This is a genomic window from Bacillus sp. FJAT-50079, from assembly GCF_018343515.1.
GTDB lineage: Bacteria > Bacillota > Bacilli > Bacillales > Bacillaceae_C > Lederbergia.
On the sequence record NZ_JAGYPD010000008.1, the window covers coordinates 22,975 to 45,809 of the forward strand.

At 38.8% G+C, this 22,835-nt stretch carries 21 protein-coding genes and 1 riboswitch; of the genes, 1 reads left to right on the forward strand and 20 read right to left on the reverse strand.

All coding sequences use genetic code 11. From position 1 onward, the window contains the following. Positions 1 to 178: 178 nt before the first annotated feature. The 12 genes from KHA95_RS20140 to KHA95_RS20195 all read right to left on the reverse strand — a co-directional run bounded on the left by KHA95_RS20140 (position 179) and on the right by KHA95_RS20195 (position 14,148). Entirely contained in the window at positions 179 to 895 is a 717-nt protein-coding gene (locus tag KHA95_RS20140; protein ID WP_213139370.1) for a YciC family protein, read from the reverse strand. Between the two features lie 223 nt (positions 896 to 1,118). Continuing rightward, entirely contained in the window at positions 1,119 to 1,937 is an 819-nt protein-coding gene (locus KHA95_RS20145) for a hypothetical protein (protein ID WP_213139371.1), read from the reverse strand. A gap of 68 nt (positions 1,938 to 2,005) precedes the next feature. Continuing rightward, entirely contained in the window at positions 2,006 to 3,418 is a 1,413-nt protein-coding gene (locus KHA95_RS20150; protein ID WP_213139372.1) for a hypothetical protein, read from the reverse strand. 39 nt (positions 3,419 to 3,457) lie between these two features. Beyond that, positions 3,458 to 4,858 (reverse strand): VWA domain-containing protein, encoded by a 1,401-nt coding sequence (locus tag KHA95_RS20155; RefSeq protein WP_213139373.1) that lies wholly within the window; start codon positions 4,856 to 4,858, stop codon positions 3,458 to 3,460. 23 nt (positions 4,859 to 4,881) lie between these two features. After that, positions 4,882 to 5,094, reverse strand: a complete 213-nt coding sequence (locus tag KHA95_RS20160; protein WP_213139374.1) for a Flp family type IVb pilin — start codon at positions 5,092 to 5,094, stop codon at positions 4,882 to 4,884. A 12-nt stretch (positions 5,095 to 5,106) separates the two neighbouring features. Beyond that, positions 5,107 to 6,045: a type II secretion system F family protein gene (locus KHA95_RS20165; protein ID WP_213139375.1), complete on the reverse strand. Its 939-nt coding sequence runs from the start codon at positions 6,043 to 6,045 to the stop codon at positions 5,107 to 5,109. Positions 6,046 to 6,049: 4 nt separating this feature from the next. Beyond that, positions 6,050 to 6,979 carry a type II secretion system F family protein gene (locus KHA95_RS20170; RefSeq protein WP_213139376.1) on the reverse strand — a complete coding sequence of 310 codons (930 nt, stop codon included), beginning with the start codon at positions 6,977 to 6,979 and terminating at the stop codon, positions 6,050 to 6,052. After that, the gene (locus tag KHA95_RS20175) at positions 6,951 to 8,327 is read right to left on the reverse strand and encodes a TadA family conjugal transfer-associated ATPase (RefSeq protein ID WP_213139377.1); all 1,377 of its coding nucleotides are present in this window, start codon (positions 8,325 to 8,327) and stop codon (positions 6,951 to 6,953) included. Before KHA95_RS20175 ends, KHA95_RS20170 begins: the two co-directional genes overlap by 29 nt. A gap of 39 nt (positions 8,328 to 8,366) precedes the next feature. Then, positions 8,367 to 9,512: a CpaE/TadZ family protein gene (locus tag KHA95_RS20180; RefSeq protein WP_213139378.1), complete on the reverse strand. Its 1,146-nt coding sequence runs from the start codon at positions 9,510 to 9,512 to the stop codon at positions 8,367 to 8,369. A 53-nt stretch (positions 9,513 to 9,565) separates the two neighbouring features. Then, positions 9,566 to 10,330, reverse strand: coding sequence for a Flp pilus assembly protein CpaB (gene cpaB, locus KHA95_RS20185; protein WP_213139379.1), 765 nt, complete (start codon positions 10,328 to 10,330; stop codon positions 9,566 to 9,568). Positions 10,331 to 10,671: 341 nt separating this feature from the next. Then, positions 10,672 to 12,216: an ATP-binding protein gene (locus KHA95_RS20190; RefSeq protein ID WP_213139380.1), complete on the reverse strand. Its 1,545-nt coding sequence runs from the start codon at positions 12,214 to 12,216 to the stop codon at positions 10,672 to 10,674. Positions 12,217 to 12,309: 93 nt separating this feature from the next. Further along, positions 12,310 to 14,148, reverse strand: coding sequence for a PAS domain-containing protein (locus tag KHA95_RS20195; protein WP_213139381.1), 1,839 nt, complete (start codon positions 14,146 to 14,148; stop codon positions 12,310 to 12,312). A 314-nt stretch (positions 14,149 to 14,462) separates the two neighbouring features. Here KHA95_RS20195 and KHA95_RS20200 point away from each other — a divergent pair, with 314 nt between their 5' ends. Next, on the forward strand, positions 14,463 to 14,660 hold the full coding sequence (locus KHA95_RS20200) for a hypothetical protein (RefSeq protein WP_213139382.1): 198 nt from the start codon (positions 14,463 to 14,465) through the stop codon (positions 14,658 to 14,660). A 101-nt stretch (positions 14,661 to 14,761) separates the two neighbouring features. Here KHA95_RS20200 and tenA read toward each other — a convergent pair whose 3' ends face one another. The 8 genes from tenA to KHA95_RS20240 all read right to left on the reverse strand — a co-directional run bounded on the left by tenA (position 14,762) and on the right by KHA95_RS20240 (position 22,832). Then, complete coding sequence (tenA, locus tag KHA95_RS20205; protein ID WP_213139383.1) at positions 14,762 to 15,436, reverse strand: thiaminase II; 675 nt, start codon at positions 15,434 to 15,436, stop codon at positions 14,762 to 14,764. 207 nt (positions 15,437 to 15,643) lie between these two features. Beyond that, a riboswitch (TPP riboswitch) is annotated at positions 15,644 to 15,751 on the reverse strand. 131 nt (positions 15,752 to 15,882) lie between these two features. Next, a complete protein-coding gene (locus tag KHA95_RS20210; protein ID WP_213139384.1) occupies positions 15,883 to 16,911 on the reverse strand; it encodes an ABC transporter substrate-binding protein in 1,029 nt (342 codons plus the stop codon). Positions 16,912 to 17,017: 106 nt separating this feature from the next. Beyond that, positions 17,018 to 17,854, reverse strand: a complete 837-nt coding sequence (locus KHA95_RS20215) for a helix-turn-helix transcriptional regulator (RefSeq protein WP_213139385.1) — start codon at positions 17,852 to 17,854, stop codon at positions 17,018 to 17,020. A 262-nt stretch (positions 17,855 to 18,116) separates the two neighbouring features. Further along, positions 18,117 to 18,836, reverse strand: a complete 720-nt coding sequence (locus tag KHA95_RS20220; protein ID WP_213139386.1) for a LutC/YkgG family protein — start codon at positions 18,834 to 18,836, stop codon at positions 18,117 to 18,119. After that, entirely contained in the window at positions 18,836 to 20,263 is a 1,428-nt protein-coding gene (locus KHA95_RS20225; protein WP_213139387.1) for a LutB/LldF family L-lactate oxidation iron-sulfur protein, read from the reverse strand. Before KHA95_RS20225 ends, KHA95_RS20220 begins: the two co-directional genes overlap by 1 nt. An 8-nt stretch (positions 20,264 to 20,271) precedes the next feature. Next, positions 20,272 to 20,997 carry a (Fe-S)-binding protein gene (locus KHA95_RS20230; protein WP_213139388.1) on the reverse strand — a complete coding sequence of 242 codons (726 nt, stop codon included), beginning with the start codon at positions 20,995 to 20,997 and terminating at the stop codon, positions 20,272 to 20,274. A gap of 442 nt (positions 20,998 to 21,439) precedes the next feature. After that, entirely contained in the window at positions 21,440 to 22,021 is a 582-nt protein-coding gene (locus KHA95_RS20235) for a thioredoxin family protein (RefSeq protein ID WP_213139389.1), read from the reverse strand. A 79-nt stretch (positions 22,022 to 22,100) separates the two neighbouring features. Further along, the gene (locus tag KHA95_RS20240; protein ID WP_213139390.1) at positions 22,101 to 22,832 is read right to left on the reverse strand and encodes a FadR/GntR family transcriptional regulator; all 732 of its coding nucleotides are present in this window, start codon (positions 22,830 to 22,832) and stop codon (positions 22,101 to 22,103) included. Between the last annotated feature and the right edge of the window lie 3 nt (positions 22,833 to 22,835).

The window sequence follows — 22,835 nt, forward strand, 5'->3', positions numbered from 1 at the left end:
AGGCGGCGCAGCTTTGATCAGCGGAGCATATGCTTTTAATACGCGAGCAGTGAGCTTGTACAGGATGTACTGACTTCTGTGTTGCCCACAGGACGTGGGCGCTTTTAACAGAAGTTCCGCTTTCGCCAACGAAGAAATTCGACGTGTCATTTTTACCGGACTTTTTTGAACAGCCTCTTTACACCAATACTTCATTTTTATGAACATGCAAGGAACTCAAACCTTCCCTCCATTTCAAAACGAAACATGTCAAGATGACGACAAACACTGGAAAGAAAATTGTATTAAGAAAAATCTGCGCAATCAATATAGCAGCATAAGATGTTGTAATCGATAAAATCGCATAGTTTAGTAATGTACCAATAATTAATTCGGTTAAACCAAATAATGATATAAACAATATGATTTTAATGTGATGCTTTCGAAAGATCTGCATGCTCTCTTTTACGCTTTTCCAAACCGATTTCTCATCAATTAATGCAATAATGGGTGCGGTTATAAATACGGACAGTAAAATAATGCCAGGGATCATATAGAAGATAAATCCGATGACTGTAACAAATGATAAGATTGTAATAAAAACAAAAAGATTGAAGCCTTGAATGACAAAAATATAGAAAGCATTCTTTAACGGCTTTTCTCTTCCTTCATTTTCATTCACCGTAAATTTCACAAATGGAATCTGCACATATAAAAACATGAACAATGTAATAAGCGAATAATAGATATCAGCGACTGAAAAGAGTCCGCCAGCGCTTGGTGTTATCGCATAGATAAAATTCGTTAAAAAAGAATGAAACATTAAGATTGGCACTTGCACAATAAAAATCATAAGCAGGAATTTTTCATATTTTCCTGTAAATAACGAAAATGCAAATGAAATTGGTTTATCCATTGTAAAACTCCCGATCTATATTTTTCTACTGGATAAGTTGAAATAAATAACATACATATAAATGCGGAAAGTAAACACCGTTGACTTCCGTTCCAGGCGGACGGGTGGTGCCGCTTCGCCCCTTGGGGTCTCACCTGTCCCGCTCATCCCCCAAGAGTCGCCGCCTTTCACTCCAATCAACTAGGTATGCATCTGTTTAAAAACCATTATGAGAATCTTAATTTCAACTTATATATTGAGAAGCAAAACCTCTCAAGTTATTTCTTCGATCAGCCAGCATTTGTTCATTTATTCTATACAATTCTTTTTCAATCACTTTGATTTGTTCTTCTTCCGGCAAATGGAAAATACCTTTTTCGAATGTTAAATCTTGTAATGTTCTCGCCAACTCTTTTTTTGACCCAAGCATTCCTCTTATAAAATCCCAACTTTGCTTAGGGATTTGCTTATCAAGGTTATATGTTTTTAGTGCTTCATAAAAAGATGATAGGAGATCAAACTTTTCGGAGATGATTTTCCCTTGTTCATATTGCAAGATTGCCAGCTTTGCCAGCACTTCATTCGTATAATCAATATCATCATCTGTAATAATATTTCGCTTTAGAATCGTATTGTCATAATAATTTTCATAGTTTTTGTATAAATCGATAAATCTTACATGTAGTTGCTTAACTTCTTTAAATAGGGCCAAGCCCTCCATTAGTACTTTGTCGGCTGTTTCGTTCGTAAAAGCTTCAACGACTTGAATCGTATCGCTGAAAAATTCTGGATTAATAAGACTCCGTTGACCAGTCTTGTTAAATATTTGATTACTAGATCCAACCATGATCGTTAAAGGAAGCAATGCTTGCTTATATTCTTCCTTTGGACCATCATCAAGCGAAATAACAGCATGGCCTTTTACATTTTCCGGTTTATTACCGTGATAGAAGACTAAATAATATTTGCGATTATTCACTTCATAGGCAAATGGGTTCAATGTATAATGCTCTAACCACTTTTTATATTTCGTAGCTTTCCTCATTAATTTATCTGTTTCCATCTATCATCCCACCTTTGAAACGTTGAAGGCTCTAGAGTAACTTAGCTTCCTTTCGAGCAAATGAACCATTACTTGCCAAATATACTTTTGATCTTTAATCCAAATTTAATTGCCTGTGTTGTCTTTGGGAATTTTTGGGTGAACTTTGTCACGAGTGCTTTCGCTCCAGCTTTTGCACCATCTCTAAGCGCTTTTGCACCGGCTTTAATCGAACCCCAATTATCTGCAACAAGCTTAGTTAATCTCGAAGCTCCCCAGATTACCGCCCCACCAGCGATCAGAACTGCCCCCGCTGTTTGTCCACCTGGAATCGCCGCTGCGACTGTTCCCGCATGAAAAAGCGTCTCACCTAAACTACTCGTTGCATCTGCAACCGCTGAAACCTTTTGTGAGGTTTGCGCATCGCTTTTAATTACATCAACCGCTTTTCCTGTTTTAAACCCTGTTTCAAAAGCGGCAAAACCAGCGCCGATCGCGGAAGCCGCAACATTAAATTTGGAAATTGCACCTACCGTACTTAACGAACTAACACTACCTCTTGCACCAGCCTGTGATGTTCCGATAACTCCTTTAAGAGTTAGGAAGTCCTTTCCAGCCAGGATTCCCGTCTTTGTATAATCATATGTATCCTTAGCCGCAATCGCACCATCGATATACCACGGTGCTTTATCTCCCAGCCCAACCTTTACACCATTTAAGAATAAACCGGTGGCAAAGCTGCTTCCAACTTTTAATGGATGATTACCAGGATCAAGAAAGTCGCCAATCATACCAACTTGGCCACCAATAATGTCTGAGCCAACGTATTTTCCAACCTCATACCCATACGGAAGGTCGATCCCCATTAATTGGTCACCCGATAGACGAGGAGCCGCTGGCGTTACACGATTACCATTTTGATCTAAGCCCCCAAACATCCACGGCGGCAGACCGTTATATCCGGGTAAATTCCAAGGACCACCGCTATAACCTGGAGCGTTCCACGGGACTCCGTTCATAGAGCCTGGAGTGTTCCATGGAGTGCCATCATAGCCGAGCCCCCCATTAAAGCCCGGGGTGTTCCACGCGTTGCCATCGTAGCCTGGTCCCCCATTAAAGCCTGGTGTATTCCACGGAGTGCCATTATAGCCTGGTCCTCCATTAAAACCTGGTGTATTCCACGGAGTGCCATCGTAGCCTGGTCCCCCATTAAAGCCTGGATGTAACCATGGGTTCATATACCAAGGAGTACTAGACCATGTCGTTCCATTCCAATCATTACCGCCTTGGCTAGACGACTCACTCCATGAATTACCTTGCCAACTATTCCCTTCCCACGTTAAATCACCAGCATCCCATGGATTTCCTTGCCATGAATTACCGTTCCACGAATTCCCTGTCCACGGTTGGGCAGCCATAACTGGCAAAGCGAAGGTTTGTATGAATATAAAAAATAGTGCTATTAGGGCTGCTATTCGATTCAAGGTTTTTGCCTTTCGCATGGTTAATACCTCACTTTTTTTCACTCATGGCTGCATGATTCATATGTTCGATTGATATTTTTCTTCAATTTGTTTTTTCAGTTCTTCCACTTTTTCAATATTTAAATTTTCTAGATCACTTGTCATTTCTTTTTGTGTTTCATTTACAAGCTCGTCGATTTGATCTCTTCGTTTATTTAGCTCATCCATCTGGTTAATATCGATTTTTCCTTCATCATACATAATCGATAAAAATGAACTAATATTTATAAATTGTTGCGTTGCTCGTGATCCCCAATCATTGGAATATTCAAGGATATCGAAGTTTTGTTCAACTCGCTGTGCATCTGCATCATCCACTAATTGATCCTTCCATTCACGCCATCTTTCCAGCACTTCGTCTGCACGCTTAAACTCCTCTTCAAGCTCCTCACCGTTCGTTACCGTCGTATACGTACCATTGGAAATTTTAGCAACTTCTTTTAATTGCCTTTGCGCCTCTGAATCTACATTAAAGCCGATCACATTAATAATTGGAGCAATATTCGATTCACTAAAAGACTTTGCGACCGCAACGGGATCACCATCACAAGTTTCAACACCATCGCTTACAAGGTAAATGAGGTTTGTGTTGGTCTTTGCATCAAATGGTTCCAGTCCTTTTTTTGCTTCTTCTAAAGCAGCAGCAATCGGCGTCCATCCACTCGGCTGAAATCGATTTAGCGCTTCATCGAAGGCTCCCTGTTCGTACGTTGAAAATCCGTACACTTGCTCAATGCTTGTACATGATAATTGTTTATCAGCTTGAGAGCCTGTCCCTTTATGACCATAAACACGCAATGATACATTTGCGTCTTCGGGTACATTCGCGAGAAATGCCTTGATGGCATCTTTTGCATGTTCCATCATGCTTTTCCCACTGATGACTTCTTTCATACTTCCACTCGCATCTAAAATAACTTCAATATTGTAGTTTTCTTTAAAGTGAAAACGACTATCTGGTAAATTCGGATCTCCAGACATTGAAAACTCCCATTTATTGATCAGGTCATCTGGATTAGGAAAATCAGTGGCGACTTGTGAGTAAACGTATTGAAAATATTGATCATACGCCTCCTCACTTGCATCCTCAGCGAGCACTGGCATATCTTTGATTTCCTCTATTACCTTTGTTTCCACCTCATCGGAAAGGACTTCCTGGTCGGCAAATTTTCCAGGTGACTGCAAAATTAAGTCAGAGGCTGTTTTAGGAATAGGCGGTACATCTTTGAAGAATTGAGCCGCTTCTTCCCCCTTAGTCGGATTTTCATCGATTCCCTTCTGTTCCCCATCCGTCTCTTTTTCTTGCATCTCACTTGAATCTGTTTGATTTTCTACTTCCTTTACTTCCGATTTTTGCTTACTAGAACAACCAGCAAGGAAAAGGAGGCAGATGATGAATAATACGATGTACCTTCTCATAAAGCTCTTCCTCCTTTTCGGTATTAACCAATTTGATCAATGAATTTTGTGAACTTTTGCAACACTTTTTTTCCAAATTCTTTATCATCGCCAAATGCGGTTGAAATAAGCCCGACAGCAATAACAACAACAGCTGCGATTCCAATCCACTCAAGCGTTTGTGATCCTCTTTCATTACGGATCAAATTTTCCAATTTATTCGTGCATATTACGTACATTTCAGTTAGTTTTTTCATTTTTATTTCCTCCTAATTAAATAAAGTAAATATACTATTTTCACCATAAATTAAATTTAAGAGCATTAGACCAGCAATAATTAAAATCGATACAGGAGCAACGATAAAGGTTGTCACTAATGTCACTTTAGGTGATGCTTTCGCCGCCAATTCCTTAATTTGCTCTTCCCTAAGCTGCCTTAATGCCTCCGCTTGGACTTTAAACGTCGTTGCAATTGGAACACCAAGCTTCTGCCCTTGAATCAACGCTTTAATCAATCCTTGGAATTCTTGATTATCATTTCTTTCCAATAAATTGCGATAAGCAGTATCTCGCGGGACACCTAAATCAATTTCGTAATTAAATCTAGAAAACTCTTCCCTTAAAGGGCCATCGAAAAAGCGAATCACCTCCTTTAGTGCTTGGTCTAGACTCACCCCCGCCTGAAGACTTGTACTGATCGTATCTAAAAAGTCAGGCAAATCGAGCCTAAGTGCTTCTTGACGCTTTTTTGCTTGTAATCGAACAACCATAATCGGAATAAAATAGCCGAGGAGCGGCAACAGGATCAACCCATATTGCGAAAAAGGAAGTCCGATTATAAAGCCCAGCATCCCCGCAAAAAAACCGACAATTAGCATAAATATTTTTAGACCTTGAAATCGCGGAACCGTTAATTGATAAATGTTCCCTGATTTTTTCAGCCAAACAGCCACGTCTTGATTTTCACTAAAAAAATTAATCCGTTGTCCTAAATCTGAAAACTCGTCCGCGTATTTGGTGACTTTTTGAATGACTGATACTCTCTTGCTTACTCTTTGTTTCGGCTTCGCAAAGGTGTCCGTATGAGTAACCTCTGATACATGCTCGAGTAATAGCCGTTTGTCCTTCATATAAACAGATAAGTGCCTGATCGTTAAGACGATCGTGAACCAAAATAAAATAACACAAAGAATGATTAATGCATCCATTTCGTTACACCCTAATATTCGTAATTTGGCGAATAAGTAAAAAAGAAAGTACAATTCCGATTAAAAATAAAATCAAAATAATAATTCCCGGGCCCGTCCAAAGCGGATCAATGAACCCCTCGATAATATTGTTCATAACAAGCAAGATGAAAATAGGTAACGCTGGAACAATAAATGATATATATCTTTGTTCGGAAGTCATTGTCTTGATTACTTGGTTTAAGACTTTCCGATCTTCCAGTGTATTGGCCATCGATTCAAGCGTTAATGCCAAGTTTCCCCCCGTCTTTTTCTGAATGAGCAAAGTTGCGATAAAAAGCTGGAATTCTCTCGATTTATTTCTTGCCTGAATCGATCTCAATGTACTTTCCAATGGCACTCCGAGTTTAAGTTCCTGTGACATTCGTTTAAATTCAGGACCCGCCGGTGCGGAAATTTCCCTTGCCACGATGTCGATTCCTTGATTAATCGTTAATCCAGAGCGCACCGCATTCCCAAGCATTCTACACACTTCTCCAAGCTGCTCATTAAACCGTTCCTCATATTTATTTTTTCGGAGATAGAACAATGTGAAATGGACAATGAGCAACATGCCAATTGCGATGAAAATACTTAAAATAAGAGGCATGTTAAACATATTGACGAATAACAATAGTAAAACTAAAAAGCCTAAAATATGAACGCCCATATACTCAGAAGGGAGTAAATGTAGATTGGCACTTTGTAATTTATTTGTTAATACTTCTGCACTTTTCGATTGGTCATAACGATCACCCCAGACGCTAATAACACTTTTTCTTTTTTCTTCTGGGAACCAATGATGGACTCGCTTTTGCCATTCCTTTTTTTGACCTCGATAGCCTAAATAATAATAGCCCGCCCAAATAAGAAGTAATACAGCCAAGCTATATAGTATGGGCACACTCCAATCCATTCGCTTCAACTCCCTTCACAGTGAAGATGGATGGATTAATTTCAATTCCATACACCTTCATACGCTCTAAACATTTTGGTATGATGCCAGTTGCAATGAACTCCCCCATTACATGCCCATTCTCATTCATACCTGTCTTTTTAAATCGAAATATATCTTGTACTTGTATTCGGTTATCCTGACTAACAAATACTTCTGAGATGTTTATGATCTTTCTAGTACCATCACTTAATCTTTCTGCTTGAATAATATAGTCAAGTGCACCGACGATGTATTCTCGGATAATATGGGTTGGTAAGTCCATACCGGCCATGACAACCATCCCTTCCACCCTACTAATCGCATCGGCTGGTGTATTCGCATGTACCGTAGTAAGTGAACCTTCATGTCCCGTATTCATTGCTTGCAGCATATCAAACGCTTCTGCGCCACGGACCTCGCCGACGATAATCCGATCGGGTCTCATCCGCAATGAATTTCGAACGAGCTGCCTGATCGTCACTTCTCCCTTTCCTTCCACGTTTTGTGGCCGTGCTTCCATACCAACGACACTTGTGCGATTAAGTCGCAATTCTGCTGAGTCCTCAATTGTTATGACCCGCTCGTATTCAGGAATGGCTTTCGCGACCGCATTTAGCAATGTTGTTTTTCCACTGCCCGTTCCACCGGAAATTAATATATTTGTTTTCATCCGAACGAGCGCTTGAATAAACTCAGCCATAGGCTCATTCAATGAATGAAAGGCAAGCAAGTCCTCCATTTCAAAAGGCGTCTTTTTAAATTTCCGAATCGAAATAAGCGTTCCATTCAAGCTAATTGGCGGGATGACTGCATTCACACGGCTTCCATCTGGTAATCTCGCATCAACCATAGGCGAGCTTTCATCTAATCTTCGTCCGAGTGGTGCAACGACACGATCAATAATATGACGAACATGCGCTTCATCCTTAAATGCTACATTCGACTTCTCGAGTCGGCCTTTTTTTTCGACAAATACTTCGCTCGGTCCATTGACTAAGATCTCGGTAATTTGCTCGTCGTTTAATAATGGCTCCAGTGGACCGAACCCAACACTCTCATCGATTAAACGAGTTAGTAAATCATCTTTTTCATGACGGGGAATAATGACCTTTTCTTCCGCCATAAATTGGTTAACCAATCTTTCAATCGTCAACCTTTTTTCCCCTTCTGAAAGACTTATAAGTTGTTCGAGATTCGTTTCACCTAGTAAACGTAATTTATAATGTTCTACCAATTCATCAATATATGGATTTGCTAAAGAAACATTTGATTCTACAACTGTTTCTTTTATTTTTGATCGATCAAACTTCTTTTGGAAGAGTGACATACTGACGCCCCCTCTCTATACATTTTTGTTTTCACTCAGTTATTTCAACATTGAGTGGACCCATTTATGTACATCTTTTGCGGCCGGGATCATTTTCTTTTCTTTTTGAACACTTCTAACCGGTCGACCTTGATTAATTGCCGCTTGGACCCCTTTTATGTCCCTTTTTATTTCTGCTGAGATCGGATATTGAACAAACCGTTCTAAATCTTTTTTATTCAATTCATTTTCACGGCCTTTTTCGTTAATAATCAGCTCCAGCCGCCCCTCCGATTCGATCCCTAAGCGTAGCAGTAGTTCCTCCACATGTTTCAATACACGAATCGATGGTGTATCCAACGTCATGACATAATAAATTCGGTCAGACTCTTCAAGCGCCGCATATGTAACTTCATCCATTTCAGACGGAAGGTCGACAATAATAAAGTCATAACTGCGACGGCAAGCCCGTAATAAACGAGTGACAAAGTCCCCATCAATGCTTTCCGCTAGCTCCGCATCTCGTGGGCTAATTAAAATTTCCAGTTTGGAAGATGGCTCATTTTCCGATATATTCCGAATATGATTGTCATTTATTTCGTGTATAACAGGTTTTAAATCGATTAACGATCTGTTTCCTTCAACTCCAAAAAAGGTTTCTGCGCCTCCATATTGAAGGTTTAAATCAACAAACAACACTTTCGCTGTTGATTCAAGTTTAAGTGTTTGAGCAAACGCGGAACTAAGAAACGTTTTTCCTACTCCGCCTTTTCCACTATAAAAAGCAAACACTTGACCGCTTCCCCTTTTGAATCCACTTGTAGCCGCGCCTTCCGCGACACCTGCCTTAATCGAAGCAATTCCCCTAATCCGCTCCTCTAAAATATCCATTTCGTCAGGAATGACCATATAATCCGTTGCTCCCGCTCGAATGATTTCACGTAACATATGAAAATCCTGACGATCATGAATATATAAGATCGCTATTTGCGGATTTTCATTAACAAGAAACGAAATGATATCTTGGGGAGGTTCCGTTTCATTTTGCAAAACAAGTGCAATGTTGGAATAATATTGATCAAATTCAGCTCGTAGTTGATTCGGTTTAATTAATTTGATTTCAAATCGAGCTTCAAGACTTTCTTGGATCGCATCATACAAATCATTTGGTTCTCCAATGACCAAAAGGCTTTTTTGCATGTTCATGAATGAGTACCTCCATCGTTCACTCTTACTTTTTCTCCACTAAATTGGGAAATTTATTCCGCTTTCCCTTCTTCAGCTTCGTTCTCCTCTTTAGCTTCTTCTGCTTTTTCAACCGCTTGCTCTTTTGCGGCTTCTTCCTTTGCGGCATTGTCATCAGCTTCTACTTTCAGATCAGGATTTGCCATTTCCTTTTCTACTTCAGCTTCTAATTTGCCAACGTTTGCTTTTACGATCCGAACACTATCCGCATAATTTTGCATATGTATAAGTTGTGGAGCTGTATCTAACGGTATTTCAAGTTGAACTCCTTTAAATTTATTGCTTTCCTTCGCTACCCGTGATACTTTTACGTCTTTCATAAAAAAGCTTGTCTCTTCTTTGTTATCAAAGCGATGTGAGACGATGATATCAACCCGGTCTAATGCCTCAAGCGGTTCATCGAAAATAATTCTGTCTGATTCCATTAAAGTAATCAGACGATTATTCTCTTCAACAACGGCTGACGCCTGCTTTAACATATTTTTCGTAATCATATCACCAGCTGATAATGGAACAATCGAAACCTTATTGATCAACTCTTCAACATTCGTAATATGATACTCTTTTAGATATTTTTGAGGTATTTCTTCCAATGTCACATCTTCTGGTCGAATCAGTGCTCTTGAAGATACATCCACATTCGCGACGACAACTTCTGCCATTGTTCCTAAATTCGTATTTAACGATTGAACCTTCTTCAATATAAGAAATCCTGCGGTTAGAGCTAGTAATAATGAAATAACGAAAAATATAATTGCTTTTCTCTTTGACTCTAGCATTTCTTTCCCTCGTTTCCTTCCGGCTTAATCAGATGTAAATATAACCAATTATGTAATTTTATTTAAGTAAATAACATGTTCACAAAATGGTCAAATGGACATAAAGTAAAGAAAAACGTTCACTATGAGTATGTTCCTACAACGTCTTTCTTATTTTTAGTGCATTAGACTTAATAAAAGCAGGACAAAAGAAGCTATATTGATATAGATCACCACAAAGAACACGCTTTCATTTATTCCCTAGGATTAATGATTCATTTTTCATATTTTTGTAAATGTAAATAAAAAAGACCTATCTCATTTTCCGTGAGATAAGTCTTATAGTGATATAAAGCACAATGTTATTTATTGTTTGTGTTTTTATTTTTAGGTGATGCAGTTGCTGGTGGCAGAAAGATTTGTACTTTAGTACCTTGTCCTTCTTTACTAGTAAATTGAATCGTTCCACCATGATCTTCAATGATTTTATAGCAAATCATGACTCCAAGGCCAGTTCCTTTTTCCTTATTTGAATAGAATGGCTCTCTCAAACGTTTTAACCGTTCCTTTGCTATCCCAATCCCTTCATCATTGATTTCTATCGTAGCATATCCATTTGGCAGGGTAGCCGTTCTTATATGAATCGTCCCCCCGATCGGCATTGCCTCGATCGCATTTTTAATCATATTAATTATGACTTGTTTAATTTGTTTTGATTCACAATACACCTGTGGTGCTTCATTGAAATCCATACAGATCTCCACATTATGTAGAAGTGCCTCTGGATTCATAAACGAAATCACATCTTTGACAATATCATTAATATTGCCATTTTTCAGTTTCATTTCTTGTTGCGGCTTCGCAAGCACTAGAAATTCATTCATAATGAATTCAATTCTCTCAATTTCCGAAGTAATGATCTGACTATATTTACTGTTCGTTTCTTCAGCAAGTAGTTGGACAAAGCCTTTTACAGATGTTAACGGGTTTCTAATTTCGTGGGCAATTCCCGCTGCTAATTGACCAACTGCTCCTAATTTATCCAGTTGTTTAATTTGATTTGTCTTTTCCTTTAATTCTGTAATATCTTTAAAAACACTAATATGTCTCGCCACCACTCCACGCTCATCAACAATTGGAGTAATTTCTATTCGCAGCCATCGTGGAGTCTCATATAATTCCCCTTTGATCTCGAATTCCATTTCCCGCGCTCCGGGGCTTGAATCAATGAAAAACTCGAGAAACATCTCACGATCTTTATCTTGAAATTTTTTAAGGATGTTTAGTGGCTCTCTGTAAATTTCATCAATATTGATTTCCCATCTTTCCTCAAGAAGTGGACTGATAAATAACGGTTTTCTTTGTTTTAAATCATATAGGCAAAAAGCTTCACTAATATTTTTTGTAATATCTAGCAGGAGCTTTTCACCTACTTCAATCATTTCGTTTTGCATTTCGACAAGCATTTTAAACTCTAGTAACTCCGTCAAATCTTTTGTAACGATAAGAAGTGCCTTTATTTTTCCCGATTCTCCATAAACGGGCGACATAATAAATTCAACAGGAATAACTGTTCCATCTTTCTTCATTCGTAACGTCTGCTGCTCTATTACCTTTTCCCAACTTAAGGAGTTTCCGATCATTTCATCGAAATCTTTTTTCAGCTTGTCCGGAACATTCGGAAGGTATTTTCCCTCTATTTCCACTAGTGTCCAGCCATATAGTTGTTCGAAGGCTGGATTTACTAAAATAACCATGCCTTTTAAGTTAATAATCGCCGCTGCACTATCAGAGAGTTCGAAAAAAGTATTCCGCCATGCAATTTTTGAAATGCTTTCACTTTGCTTCCAGGTTGTCTTCTTCATCGCTTCGTCTGTTATTGCAGTTCTCATCTCCAACTGGCTCACCAAACATGCCCCTTTCTAATTATGAAAAAGATAGTAGAACAGATGACCTCTCGACAATCCATTCTCAATATTTCCATGAATAACGAAATTCAATTAATTCCATGTATGTTGTCCTGACGGAAGCAAAATCGTAATCATTGTTCCCTTCCCCTCAGTACTTTCTATATGAATATGTCCTCCATGATTCTCAATAATTTTAAAGCTTACCATCAGACCTAAGCCTGTACCTCTTTCTTTATTTGAATAAAAAGGTTCCCCTAGACGACTTAGAATTTCCTTTGGGATTCCGGCCCCTTCATCTTTTATAACAATAGAAACGGAATGATCAGACATTAAGGTCGTTGTAATATAGACGGTTCCTCCGTATGGCATGGCTTCAATCGCATTTTTTAACATATTAATGATGACTTGCTTGATTTGCTTTGGCTCACATTGCACTGGAAGCAAAATATCCTCAAGCAATGTATCAATTTCGATCTTATGCAATATAGCCTCTCGTTTCATCATTCGAACAACTTCATCGACTAATTCGTTTACATTATGCTGGACATATTTCACGTTCCGTTGTGGCTTAGTAAGCATTAAAAACTCTGTCACAATCGCTTCAATTTGTTCAAGCTCCTGAAGTATGATGCCATTGTACCTATCATCTACTTGTTGTTGTGCCCGTAATTGAATAAATCCTTTTACTGTCGTTAATGGATTTCTAATTTCATGAGCAATCCCAGCCGCTAATTGCCCTAAAGCTCCCAATTTTTCCTGTTTCTTCAAGAGCAAGGCTTGCTTTTTCCACTCTGTAATATCTTGTGAGACCGTAACGTATCGATACCCATGCCCATTTTCATTTGCAATCGGGGTAATTTTTGTCCGAATCCATCTTTCTTCCACGTTAAAATCATCATTTATTTTGTATTCTAGTTCTATTGGCACATTTTTTTTCGATTGAAAATAATCTAATATTTTTTCCAAATCCTCTTTGTAAAGTTTTTCCTTTAACACGGACGGACTGGCGTACACCGCTTCAACGGAGGTCCCCCACATTGATTCAAAGGATGGACTAATGTATAAAAACTTAAATTGTTTAGAGTCAAACAAACAAATCACGTCGCTAATATTTTCAGAGATATCAAAAAGGAGTCTCTCTTGTTCGGCAATTTTTATTTTTTGTTGCTCAATCATTAATTTTGTTTTTAATAATTCCGAAAGATCTTTTGTAATCGCGGAAATGGCGATAATCTTTCCATCGCCATCAAAAATAGGGGCAACAATGAGTAAAACAGGAAAGAGTGAGCCGTCCTTTTTCATTCGAATGGTTTGATGATGAAGGATTTTTGTGCCATCAAGTATTTTTTGGCTAAAATCGTCAAATTCATGACGAAACTCCTCCGGAATAATCGGTAACTTTTTTCCTAGAATCTCTTTCCTTTTCCACCCATATAAATGCTCAAATGCTTGATTAAGTAGGATTACCCGCCCTTCTAAATCGCAAATATCCCCAGCCTCATCGGCCATTTCAAAAAAATTACTCATTCCAATATTATTTACTAAAACGTTATTAATATCCTCTTCTAAAATTGTTCCTGCTAAAATCCATTCATTATTTATTACTTTTCCACTATGCCAAAGGAGTTGGATATATGAGCCATTTTTCTTTCGAAATCGATTTGTGAAAGAGGGAAATAATGTAGTATTGCTGAACGTACTAATCCATTCGGCGGTCATTTTTCGATCCTCTTTATGAATAAAATCTAGACACTTCATCCCTTGGATTTCGGATAGATCATAGTGAATCGCCTCTTTAAGTGAGGTGTTGATATATGAAATCCTTTTATTTGAATCAATTACAAGCAATAAATCTCTTGAGGTTTCCGCAAACCAGCTAAGCGTCTCGTCCAGCAAAGCGGATCTTTCTTTATTTTGCAATTTCCCCATATATGATTCCTTTCCAAAATTTTTTCATCATATGGCTAAACATACGTTCCCTTACCTCACGTTTCAATTTTAATTGGGTGCTTACATTATCTTCTCACAAATTATATTCTACCAGACATTTACAATTGGGAAAGCAGAAAATTAAACAATTTTCAAACAAAATTCAGCATTTTTTTTAGATAAAATATGCGTCTTTACAATTATTAGATCATAATTTTACCTTGCACACTGTAAACGCATTCATAATATGATGTAGTAAGCTCATTTATCAAGCTTTTATTGATTCGAGTAATAACAGATAGGAGTTGATAGGCATGGATAAATCCACTGGTTTATGGCTCGGTTGGTTAGCGATCCTTGCTGCGGTTGTAGGATTTTTCTACGCGCCTTATTGGTTAGGCGGGATTGCTGCTGTTTTAGGCTTAATTGTTTTAACTACTCCACAAAAAGCACTCGCCTGGGGTGCCATCGCTTTAGGAATTATAGCGATATTAGTTCCACTCTTTTCATAGCTAAGAGCATTAAAATCCTAGGAGTGAATGCCTTCCTAGGATTTTTTTAATACACTTTTTATTTATGTTCCGCTTCCATCATCAGCCTTGTGAGCATGACCTCACTCATCGCCTGGCCACATTTGTTTGCCATATGCCATATCCCAAAACATGTATTCAAATTTTGTCGTATGAATGAAAATTTCCTCTAGCTTCTCCCATTCTTTTTCTGATTTTCCTGAAGCTTGTTCGTTCATTAATTCCATACACCATGTAGCCATTTCTCCAAATTCTTTTGATGAATAAGTTTTCACCCAATCACCGTATTTCGGATGCTCAGCAGCACCTGGAATCTCATTCAATTCCTTGCCAATTTCCCAATAACTCCATGCACATGGAAGTACAGCTGCCATAACTTCTGCAAGCGTTCCATTTTGTGCTACATGCAGCATATAATGTGTGTACGCTAACACTGTTGGTGCAGGCTTTGCAGACTCTAATTCTTCATTAGTAATACCGAAACGTGCAGCATATGAACGATGCAATTCCATTTCAAAATGCAAATGCCCTTCTAGAATTTTCGCGAACTTTTCCATATGTTTTAATTCATCTGCTTTAACTACGGCAATCGCAAAAATTTTCACGTATTGAATTAAATACAAATAATCTTGCACCATATAAAAACGAAACTTATCTTCATCAAGTGTTCCATTTCCAATCTCCCGCACGAATGGATGATTATGATTCCTTCTCCAAATTGGTAATGCTTTCTCTAATATACGATCTGTAAATTTCATTCTTTTCCCTCCACCTTTTTTATATTAATCGACCAACCATTTAACCCTATCTTTCGACTTATTTCCCTAATATTCCTTACATTTTGTGTACTGCCCCTATACCAATTTTTAATCCTCACCTCTCAAGAAAAACAAAAAACCACTACCTCGGAAGGATAGTGGTTTACTCATCAACAAATAAGGCACACATCTTTACTGAATGATGAAATACCTAATTCCCCACTTCCCTCCGCTAGTATTAACTAGATCAGGTTCTAAGAGTCCCGAAGTCGCTACTTCAATCTCAGCCTTATAAAGGCCCCTCTAGTAGTTTGTTATTATCTAAATTTTGTTACAAATACATCGTATCATGTATATTTATTATGTCAAATTGTTCTGAAAGCATCATTCTTTATGTTTTTGAACAGCATGATCTTACTAATCATCGCTTATAATGAATTTTGTTTTTATTCTAATGCCTCTAGCACAGCTTGCACACCATATGAATGACCAATAGGACCAAACCCAAGGGCGAGCTCTCCATTGATCGGATATACATGATCATTTTGAACTGACTTTAATCTCTTCCACACCTCTCCCTTCTCCCACTCATCCGTTATAGCGGGGATAGACTGATCGCCATAATTGAAATAGCCTAAAAACAAATGATCTGGATTTAACTCTGTCAATCCCTCTAAAGAGAGCTGCGCACCTTCTTTCATCGTATCAGCATCCGGTGTTTTGAGTCCAAGTCCTTCATAATATTGTTTTAAATAATCTACTCCCTGCAACCAAACCATGTTTTCTCTCACTTGTAAAAACGCTACCGTCCCTTCCAAGTTAGCTAATTTCTCCTTGGCGGTTTCCATACGAAGATTAAATTCAGAAATATAGTTTTCCGCTACGTCCTCTTGAGCTAAAATCTCTCCAAATTTACGTACAAGTGATGGCCAATCCCCCCATACGTTCGTCTCCTCTTCGTCGATGACAATCGTAGTGGAAATCTGTGATAATTTTGTCGTTATATCCTTATTGATGCTATTTCCGGCAATAATCAAGTCAGGATCGTAATCAAGCAATGCCTCCAAATTCACTTGTTCATTTTCTCCTACGATCACCAACTCATCCAACTTGTCTACATATGGTTTATAGCTTTCCGTACTTAACACAGATTGCTTCTCTGTAAACGGTAGTGCAGCTGCGATCGATTTTAGATCAAACAACAAAAGAGAGTCGAGATATCCCCAATGAACAATTGCAACTTTCTCAGGTTCTTCCTCGATCGTAATTTCTCCATTTGCTGTATCAATCTTCCGTGGATATGGACTTTTTCCGGCATCCTCCATCTCGCTCACCTTACCCGAAGTAGAATCACCTGGCATATTATTGTTGTTCTGATCCGTATTATTTTTTGCATCACTAGAACACCCACTGATGAGTAAGATGAAACAAAACAACATAACTAGTGCGGCAAATTGATTGGTTCGTTTAAACATGTTTAGCACCCTTTCTTAACTCCTTGCAATTATCGATAACGATTATCATTATCAATAATTACTTTATCACCCACCTTTAAAATTGAAAATAGAGATTTTCCCGAACTTAAGATGGACTATTTCGCTTCAAATACAGCCCAACCTTACTTGGTGGTACACCTTTATGCTTTTTAAACAATCTGCTGAAGTAATAAGCATCGGAATACCCAACACTTTTAGCCACCATCGCTACCGGGAATTGGCCCGTAATCAGCATTTCTTGGGCACAGTGCACCCGATACTGGATCAAGTAATCAATCGGACCCACCCCTACATATTTGTGAAATAAATAAGAAAAATATTTCGGTTTCATTTGATAACGCTCCGCCAATAAATTTAACGAAAGAGGCTTTGAGTAATGCGCCTGAATGTATTGAATCGTCTCATCGATCACTATATAACTTTCCTTATTCTGTTGATGACGTTCACTTTGAAGTAGCTTGTTTACTGTTCTGTAAAACAAGGTCTTCTTTTCCATTAATCCCATGCTCCCAGGAAAAGATGCTGCCTGAAGTAATTGTTCCTGAAGCTCCAGCAATTCTAAATCAAGTGCCACATGAAGCATGGAAACATCTATTAACCGCTGTACATCCACCATATTTGAGGATAATGGTAAATAATGAACGAGATAATATTCAAATCCACAATGACCTGTTTGAATTTCCAACTGCTTCTGTAATCCACCTATTAACACCTTGCCCGGTTTCATCTGATAATGATCTACATGATCAAATATAAAGTCAGCTTGTCCCCTTAGGGCAACTATAATCGCACATTTTGTCGTCGGTTGATCCACATGGCCGCTATATAAAAAATTAGCTTTCAACTCTGTTCGATAAACTCCATGAACCTGTATAGGTACATTTACAAAGTCATCCGCTAATTCCTCGTAAGTATAAGTCAAGTCAATACTCCTCCTCGATTGATGGCTATACTTTTTAAGTGTGATTAATATGATCGTCTTTAATATATCCGTTTGAATATTTCTGTGTTACTTTTGTCTACATTAACAGAGAAAAAGAGTCACTCCAAGACAGATGTTTTGGGCGACTCTTCATTCATTCCGTATCATACTCTTATCGTAACAGTATCAGGCTGTTTTTTGTGTTTTTCCGTAAAAGAAAGCCACTGACTTTGTTATTTCTTTTAGACATACGACCATTCACCTATAAATCCTCCACAACCACATAAGCCGCATTTATCGGTCCATGGACTCCAACGACAAGATTCATTTCAATATCAGCAGAGTTACTCGGACCTGTAATAAAATTAATACAAGAGGCGAGATGCTCACCGTTTTTTGTTTTTTCTCTAATGATACGCGCTGCTTGGGTCATACGTGGAACGATGGTGCTTTTCGGAATAATGATGACTGATTTTAAAGGCAAAAAGCTAACGGTTCTTCCTTTATCCTTGCTGCTGAAAAGAACAGCAGTACCTGATTCAGCGAGGGTAATATCACTAATTGTAATTCCGACATTTGCTTTTTCGGCCAAATGAATGTTTTCTTCTTTTCTCGTATAATCCCATTCATGAACCGCCACATTTTCTTCAGGCCAAATCTCAGTAAGTAACGGTGTAAGCCCATATTCGTCGAAACGAGAATCCTTCCACGTTATAATTGGACCGCCACCATATTCGGAAACGAGATGCTTTATTGTTTCAACCAGATCTGCTCTATTGGTCACAATACAATCCGTGTGAATGTTTATACATTGATTCTTCAGCACTTCTAATAATTCGTTTGAATTCGCATCTTTCAACACCTCATTCTGAGGCTGATAGTTCCATGTAGGTCTTTCTATATTTTTAGCTACTTCTGTTCTACCTAATCTTCCGGCAATTTTGCTCAAAAAAGCATCTCTATTTTGGATAGAACCAGTCATTAATGATTCCCTCCTTTGGAACGATCTTTAAACCAATCTCGGAATCTCTCTTTATTCGGGGCAGGGAAATCTCTTATTTCTGTCCATGCTTTTAATGGTCCTACCCCTTTTGTAATTTTATCGCCGGCAGTAAAAGGATTCATCGCTGCGGGCGCCATTTTTGAACCCATTTTATATAAGGCAGGTGATGCGGCTCCTAGTCCGAATGCCTTCATTGCGAGCTTTTCGGAAATTGGTGCTCTTCCTTCTTTCTCAACAATCACTTGACGATGTTTATGTAAAAGCTCATGAAGAGGAATTTTTACCGGGCAAGCCTCTGTGCACGCTCCACATAATGTTGATGCATATGGCAATTCTTTATAATCATTGTAACCACCAAGCAATGGTGATAACACCGCCCCGACCGGTCCTGAATAGATTGACCCGTACGAGTGCCCGCCAACATGACGATACACTGGGCAAACATTTACACAAGCAGCACAGCGAATACATTGAAGAATCGATTGAAATTCTCCGCCAAGAATATCAGATCGGCCATTATCAACGATTACAAGATGGAATTCCTCCGGGCCATCAACATCATTCTCGTCTTTTGCGCCTGTTAGCATCGTAATATAGCTCGTTAGCTTTTGCCCGACAGCGCTTCGTGTGAGTAATCCAACAAGCACTTCAAGTTCTTCGACTGTTGGAACGAGCCTTTCCATACCCATCACGGTAATTTGTGTTTTCGGCAATGCGGTGACGAGATCAGCATTCCCTTCATTCGTTACTAAACAAATCGAGCCTGTTTCAGCAACTGCAAAATTGCAGCCTGTAATCCCGACGTCGGCAGTCAAATATTCCTCGCGAAGTGTTTCTCGCGCATGCCAAGCAAGTTCTTCTGGCTTTTCTGTCTGTTGATAGTTTAGCTTCTCTGTAAAAACATCCCTGATCTGTTCTTTATTTTTATGAAGCGCTGGTGCAACAATATGTGAAGGCGGGTCATGATCGTCTATTTGTAAAATGTACTCTCCTAAGTCTGTTTCGATCACTTCACACCCGGCCTCTTCTAAACATGCATTCATATTGATTTCTTCTGTAACCATCGACTTCGACTTTACAACTTTTTTCGCATGTTTCTTTTCAATTACACTGCGAATGTATTGATTGGCTTCATCTGCTGTTGCAGCAAAAAATACATGGCCGCCTCTTTTCGCCACATTTTCGCTTAATTCATATAAGTAGAAATCAAGATTTTCAAGCACATGCTGGCGAATTTCTTCTCCGTGCGAACGCCAATCCTCCCAATTGCCAAGTTCCGCTGCTGCTTGAAGTCGTCTCGTTTGGAGCCTTTCCTGCGCTCCTGATACCGCTTTTCTCATAAACTGGTTTTGAAGACCTGAATCAACCCGCTTTTTAAAATCGTTCTCACCAATTTTCATTGCCATTGGCATGTTCACCCCTCTCGTCGATGATTTAATACTTCCGCAATATGCATAACCTTCACCGGGTTTCCAACCCGCCCCATTCTTCCGCCAATATTCATTAGGCAACCGCAATCCGCACCAATTAAATAGTCGGCTTCGGTTTCGTCTACATGCTGAACCTTTTCATCTACCATCTGCTCCGAAATTTGGCCCATTTTCACGGAAAATGTTCCACCGAAGCCACAGCACTGCTCCTTATTGGGCAGGTCTACGAACTCAAGTCCCTTTACATTGTTTAATAGTTTCATTGGTGCTTCCTTCACACCTAGCAATCTCGTCATATGACATGACGTATGATAAGTTGCTCTTCCGTTAAGGCATGCTCCCACATCATCAACTTTTAAGACATCAACGATAAATTCGGTAAATTCATATGTTTTATTAGCAAGCGCCTTCGCCTTTGGCTCCCATACTGGATCGCCTTTAAACACATTCACATATTCATGAAACATGTATGCACAAGAGCCTGATAATCCGACAACATATTCCGCACCCGCAAACGCATCCATCATTTTTTTCATCGCCTCTTTGGAATCCCTTACATAACCACTGTTAAAAGCGGGCTGTCCACAACATACTTGCGATTCTGGAAAATCAACCTCGCATCCTAAATATTCCAATAATTCAACCGCCTCTTTTCCAACATGGCTATGGAACATATCAACTAAACATGTCGCAAATAGACTGACCTTCATAACGCTCCACCTTCTTCCTCCTGTATATTTCTACTTTAATCGTAAACTCGCTTGTAGTCAACAGGTCATCAGATGACTTAGTTATAATTAAATAATCATTGATTCCACTTAATTAATTTGAATTAATTCCGATTTTGATTCAATCGCAATATTATTAAAGGCTTATGTCCTAGGAGGCACAGAATTGCACGAACTTTATTGTTAATTGCGTAACTTTGGGGGTGAATTGCGTAACTTTTGGATTAATTGCGTATTTTTCGGATTAATTGCGCCACTTTCATGCGTAATTGCGCCACTTTTGACTTCGGTCAACAAGCATCTGCTTAGCACAGATGCTTATTGACCAAAATAATTCAATTAAGCCTTTGGATCGGACTTACTCAAAAAGGAAAGTTCCTCTAAAAAACAGGAGAAATCGGTCGGCGGACTCTCCAGATTCGAATTAAACCAAATCACATGCCTCAACCGGCATCCACTTTGGATCTTTTCCGTCCCATTTTACATTACATCCGAGCGGATTTGTCAGTTGGATCGAGATTGGTTTGTCTGACAGCTTTTCGGTTAACACCCGATCTAAATCATTAACCGTCATTTTTTCTGTATCTTTTGGATTATCGACACCGCGTCCTGTATAAATCAATTTTCGCTCCTCATCAAAGACGAAAAAGTGAGGAGTGCGTAGTGCACCATACGCTTTTGCAACATCTTGGTTTTCATCATGTAAATAGAGCCACGGGAACTGATGCTCTTCCATCCGTGCAACCATATGGTCAAATGAATCGTTTGGATTCGTATTTGCACTGTTAGAATTGATTCCGATAAATTTCACACCTTTATCGGCAAATTTGTTTGCTGTCTCCCTCGTAACCTCATCGGAGCCAATAACATATGGACAATGATTGCAAGTGAAGAATACAACAAGTACATTCGCATCTTTAACATCTTCCAATGAGTACGTATTGCCGTCCGTTGCCGGCAAATTAAATGATGGAGCTGTTTCCCCGACGCTTAAAGTAAAAGCCATAACAATCCTTCCTTTCAAAATTCATTATCAACTTATAATTATAGCATACCCACGCCTAATTATCTGAATTATCTACCTACTACTCCTCGTTTACTACTATTCCTTGAATATATTCGCTTAAAATCACTTCAACATTTTCTAAATGCTCCAACATAGTTTCCCGAGCTTCTTCGTCGTTTCCTCGGACGATCGCTTCATAAATTTTTTTATGTTCTTCATATAGTTTCTCCGTTGTCGTCTGTTTCGAATACAGCCAAAGTCGTCTCGTTTCTTTCATTGTTTCTTGCATTAATTCGGAAACATGGTGCAATAAACTTGATAGCAGCTGATTTTGCGATGCTTCAGCAATGGCAAGGTGAAATGCAAGATCCGCTTTTTCACCTAGCTCTTCGTTTCCACTTGCTAATTTCATCTCTTGTAATGCAGCTTCCATTGCTTGTAAATTGGCTTCGCTACGATTTTGGCTTGCAGAGGCTGCGGTCCCAGACTCAATAATTTTTCTTACTTCTAACAAATTAGTAACATCTTTTTTATTCATTAAAATCGCAGTTGATAGGGGAAAAGCAATTTGATCAGGACTAAATTGTTTAATGTACGTCCCTTCCCCTTGCTTCATTTCTACCAATCCCATTGCTCGCAATGCTGATAAAGCTTCACGGATGGCTGAGCGTCCCACTTGAAAATTTTCTGCTAATTGTTGAACAGAATCTAATTTATCCCCTGGCTTTAATTGCCCAGAACGAATCATTCCATGAAGTGCTTCGGCTACTTTTTCGTATAATTTCTGTTGTTTTATTTGAGTGTACTTCATTAA